Here is a 1075-nt window from a genome sequence, read left to right as displayed (position 1 = left end):
GGTGCAAGCTGAGCCGGCCCGATGTCGGAAGCTGACCTGGTCCGAGCCGCAAGACGATCCGGATCGATATCGCGAGCGATCTGGCTCGATGTCGTCAACGATTCAGCTCCAAAGGGCCCACCCACGGCACCACGTCGACGGCCCACGGTATTCCGAGATGACCGTCTCCCATCACCCGTCGGGCCTGCTCACCGGGACTGCCGCCGCGCCCCGCCCGGTGCCAGCGCGCCCACGTTCTCGACGGACCCGCCAGGCCCGCCACCGGCAGGTCCGCCCACCAGGCAGTCCCACCCACCAGGCAGGCCCACCCACCAGGCCCGCTTCGGGGCTCGACTGCCGGCAGGCCGGTCGGGTCAGGTCCCGGTGAGGGCGCGCAGCAGTGTCCGGACGGCGGCGCTCAGGTCGGCGCGGCTGGCCGCGCTACCCGGCGGCGGGGCGGTGAGCGCGCCCGCGCCGGCCAGCCGATCGAAGAGCAGCCCGTCCACGAACGCCACGAACTGGTCGCCCTGCCGGTCGGGGTCGGTCGCCCCGGCCCGGGTCAGCAGGTCCCGGGCCTGCACCCGCAGGCCGGTGCCGTGCTGCAGGATGCTGCGCAGCTCAGGCCGGTGCACCGCCTCCAGCAGGCAGGCGTAGCGGGCCAGGCTTCGACTGCGCCCGGTGCTCAACCAGCGGTCGAGCACCTCGGCGACTCCGGCGGCGAGCGCGTCGAGGTCGCCACTGTCGAGCCGGGGAGCCGGTGTCGGGGGCGGCGGGTCGGTCGGCAGGTCGTACGCGGCCAGGTCGGCCCGGTCCCGTTCGGCGAGCCGTCCCACCACGGCCTCGATCAGCGCCTGGCGGGTCCGCAGGTACGCGGAGGTGGTGCCCGGCGGCACGCCGGCGCGTCCGTCGACCGCCCGGTGGGTGAGGGCTCGCATGCCGCCGTCGGCGATCAGTTCGATGGCGGCGTCGGTCAGCGTCGCGACCCGGTTCGCCCGCGCCGTCATGGCGGTCCCCCTCTCCCGTGTTCCGCAGGTAGTATCCTCCTTCTACAGGTGTAGAAGGAGGATCGGCATGAGCGACGCGCACGCGGTGGTGG

Annotated in this window: 1 protein-coding gene; it reads right to left on the bottom strand. The window is 74.0% G+C overall.

Annotated elements, in window-relative coordinates; genetic code table 11:
* Positions 1-353 precede the first annotated feature (353 nt).
* Positions 354-983 (bottom strand): TetR/AcrR family transcriptional regulator, encoded by a 630-nt coding sequence (locus KBX53_RS33900; protein WP_030327517.1) that lies wholly within the window; start codon positions 981-983, stop codon positions 354-356.
* Between the last annotated feature and the right edge of the window lie 92 nt (positions 984-1075).

The sequence above is a fragment of the Micromonospora sp. M51 genome (assembly GCF_018070305.1).
GTDB lineage: Bacteria > Actinomycetota > Actinomycetes > Mycobacteriales > Micromonosporaceae > Micromonospora > Micromonospora parva.
This window is presented reverse-complemented; position numbering and strand designations above follow the sequence as displayed.

Excerpts from the sequence above, each read along its gene's own strand:
- KBX53_RS33900 (WP_030327517.1), bottom strand. The coding sequence starts at position 983 with ATGACGGCGCGGGCGAACCGGGTCGCGACGCTGACCGACGCCGCCATC.